General features: G+C 69.4%; 2 protein-coding genes. Both read left to right on the top strand.

The genetic code is table 11. The features are described from left to right. The first annotated feature begins 16 nt into the window (after positions 1 to 16). The gene (locus GA0115254_RS02055) at positions 17 to 2,170 is read left to right on the top strand and encodes a condensation domain-containing protein (RefSeq protein WP_093893525.1); all 2,154 of its coding nucleotides are present in this window, start codon (positions 17 to 19) and stop codon (positions 2,168 to 2,170) included. Beyond that, positions 2,170 to 3,335: condensation domain-containing protein (locus tag GA0115254_RS02050; protein WP_305135798.1), on the top strand; the 1,166-nt coding region annotated here is incomplete at its 3' end. The genes GA0115254_RS02055 and GA0115254_RS02050, both read left to right, overlap by 1 nt.

Here is a 3,335-nt window from a genome sequence, read left to right as displayed (position 1 = left end):
TCGTGGTCCGGCGAATGTGCGTGAGGAGATTCTCTGCGCTGCTTTCGCCGAGGTCCTGGGTGTTGAGGCTGTGGGTGTGGATGATGATTTCTTCACTCTCGGGGGTCATTCCCTGCTTGCCGTCCGTCTGGTCAGCCGGGTGCGTGTCGTTCTTGGGGTCGAGGTGCCGCTGCGGGCGCTGTTCGAGGTGCCGACGGTGGCCGGTCTTGCGGCTCGGCTGGAGGGTGCGGAGTCGGCCCGGCTGGCGCTGACCGCCGGGGAGCGTCCGGAACGTATCCCGCTGTCGTTCGCGCAGCAACGGTTGTGGTTCATCGGGCAGCTCGAAGGGCCGAGCGCCACTTACAACATGCCGCTGGCGGTCCGGCTGGCCGGCGAGGTCGACCGTGATGCCCTGGGTGCGGCGCTGCGGGACGTCATCGGACGGCACGAAGCACTGCGGACGGTCTACCCCACCTCCGACGGCGAGTCCCACCAGCGGATCATCGAACATGCGGATCTGGACTGGCAGTTGTCTGTCACCGAGGTATTGCCGGACGGCGTGGAGGACGCTGTCGCCCGGGCCGCGGCCCACGCCTTCGACCTGTCGGCCGAGGTGCCGATCCGGGCCTGGCTGTTCGAGGCGGGCCCGGACGACAAGGTCCTCGTCCTGGTCCTGCACCACATCGCCAGCGACGGCTGGTCCGAGGGCCCGCTGCTGTGCGACCTGTCCGACGCGTACGAGGCACGGCGCAAGGAGCGGGAGCCCGAGTGGGCGCCGCTGCCCGTCCAGTACGCGGACTATGCGCTCTGGCAGCGGGAGTTCCTCGGCGACGAGCAGGACCCGGACAGCGTTCTTTCCAAGCAACTCGCCCACTGGAAGAGCGAGTTGTCTGATCTGCCGGTAGAGCTGGCACTTCCGTACGACCGGGCTCGCCCGGAGGTGTCCTCGTACCGCGGCCACCGGACGACGCTGGAGATCCCGGCCGAGGTGCACGCACGGCTCGCCGAGGTGGCTCGGGCCGAGGGCGTGACCCCGTTCATGGTGCTGCAGGCAGCCCTCGCGGTGCTGCTGTCGCGCCTCGGAGCCGGCACCGACATCCCGATCGGTACGGATGTGGCCGGACGTACGGACGAGGCGGTGGACGATCTGATCGGCTTCTTCGTCAACACGCTCGTCCTGCGTACGGATCTGTCGGGCGAGCCAACGTTCCGTGAGGTGCTGGGCCGAGTGCGGGCGACGAGCCTGTCGGCCTTCGCCCACCAGGACGTGCCGTTCGAGAAGCTGGTCGAGGAACTGTCCCCGTCCCGTTCACTCTCCCGGCACCCGCTCTTCCAGGTGATGCTCACCCTCCAGAACACCCACCGGGCCGTGGTGGACGGCTCGGCAGCCATGGCGTTCACCGGAATGCCGGTGGGTGCGCCGACGGCGAAGTTCGATCTGGAGGTCTCATTCGCCGAAGTGTTCGACTCCTCGGGTGGCGCGGCCGGTGTGCGGGGCGCGGTGACGGCGGCGGCCGACTTGTTCGACGCGGAGACGGTGCGGCTGTTTGCGGACTGCCTGACGCAGCTGGTGGACACGCTGACGGCGGAGCCGGGTGCCTCGGTGAGCGGGGTGCGGCTGGTGGACAGCTCGGGAGCCGAGGCTGCCTTCTCGGGCCGGGCGTACAGCGGATCAGCCGGGCACGCTGCCGTCGCGAACACCGCGACGGAGAGGCGCTTGGTTGCCTATGTGGTTCCGGCGGTGCCCGGTGAGGTCATCGACCCTGCGGAGCTTCGGGCGTTCGTGCGCGAGCAACTGCCGGAGGCGATGGTCCCCATGGCGCTCATGGTGCTGGACGAGCTGCCGCTGACGGCGAACGGCAAGGTCGACACGGCCAACCTGCCGGCCCCCGGGTACACGGCAGCGGCCCGACGAGAGCCGTCGAACGAGCGCGAGCAGGTGCTCTGCGCCGCGTTCGCCGAGGTTCTGGGCCTGGAGAGCGTCGGCGTGGACGACGATTTCTTCGCCCTCGGCGGCCATTCGGTCCTGGCGATCCGTCTGATCAGCCGACTGCGGACCGCACTCGGCACGGAGGTACCGCTGCGCGCGCTGTTCCGGACACCGACGGTGGCCGGGCTCGCCCAGGGGCTTGGAGACAAGAAGACAGCTAGGCCGACGTTGCGGCCGATGCGCAACCAGGAGGAGTCCTGATGGTTCCGTTGTCGTACGCGCAGCGTCGGTTGTGGTTCATCTCCCAGCTGGAGGGGCCGAGCGCCACCTACAACATCCCGCTCGTGCTGCGGCTGTCGGGTGCCGTGGACCGCGAGGCGCTGGGTGCGGCGCTGCGGGACGTGATCGGGCGGCATGAGGTGCTGCGCACGGTGTTCCCGGCGATCGACGGTGAGCCGTACCAGAACGTGCTGAAGTCGGACGACCTGGAGTGGGCGCTGTCGGTGTCCGAGGTGGCGCCGGAGGGCTTGGACGCGGCGGTGGCCGAGGCGGCCGGTCATGCCTTCGACCTGGCGCGCGAGGTGCCGATCCGGGCCTGGCTGTTCGAGGCAGGCCCGGACGACAAGGCCCTCGTCCTGGTCCTGCACCACATCGCCAGTGACGGCTGGTCCGAGGCACCCCTGGCGCGGGACGTGGCCACGGCATACGCGGCGCGGAGCGAGGGCCGGTCGCCCGAGTGGGAGCCGCTGCCTGTGCAGTACGCCGACTACGCGCTGTGGCAGCGCGAGGTGCTCGGTGACGAGAACGACCCCGGCAGCGTCATGGCGCAGCAACTCGCCTACTGGCGGGAAACTCTGGAGGGAGCCCCGGAGGAGCTGGTACTTCCGTTCGACCACCTGCGCCCCTCGGTCGCCTCGCACCGCGGGCACCACGTGCCGCTGGAGCTTCCGGCGGACGTGCACGCTCGGCTGACCGAGATCGCGCGTGCCGAGGGTGTGACCCTCTTCATGGTGTTGCAGTCCGCCCTGGCGGTGCTGCTGTCCAAGCTGGGCGCGGGCACCGACCTCCCGATCGGCTCTGTGCACATCGGCCGCGATGACGAGGCGTTGGACGATCTGGTCGGCTTCTTCATGAGCACTCTGGTCCTGCGGACGGACCTGTCGGGTGACCCGACCTTCCGTGAGCTGCTGGAGCGTGTGCGGGAGACCAGCCTGTCGGCGTTCGAGCACCAGGATGTGCCGTTCGAGAGGCTGGTGGAGGAGCTGGCACCGACCCGGTCCCTGGCCCGACATCCACTGTTCCAGGTGGCGCTGACCCTGCAGAACAACGTGACCGCTGAACTGGACATCCAGGGGGCGCGATCGGGCGGGGCTCCGGAGGGCGCACAGGTCGCCAAGTTCGACCTGGAGGTGGGCTTCAGCGAGTC

The organism is Streptomyces sp. Ncost-T10-10d, assembly GCF_900091955.1.
GTDB lineage: Bacteria > Actinomycetota > Actinomycetes > Streptomycetales > Streptomycetaceae > Streptomyces.
This window is presented reverse-complemented; position numbering and strand designations above follow the sequence as displayed.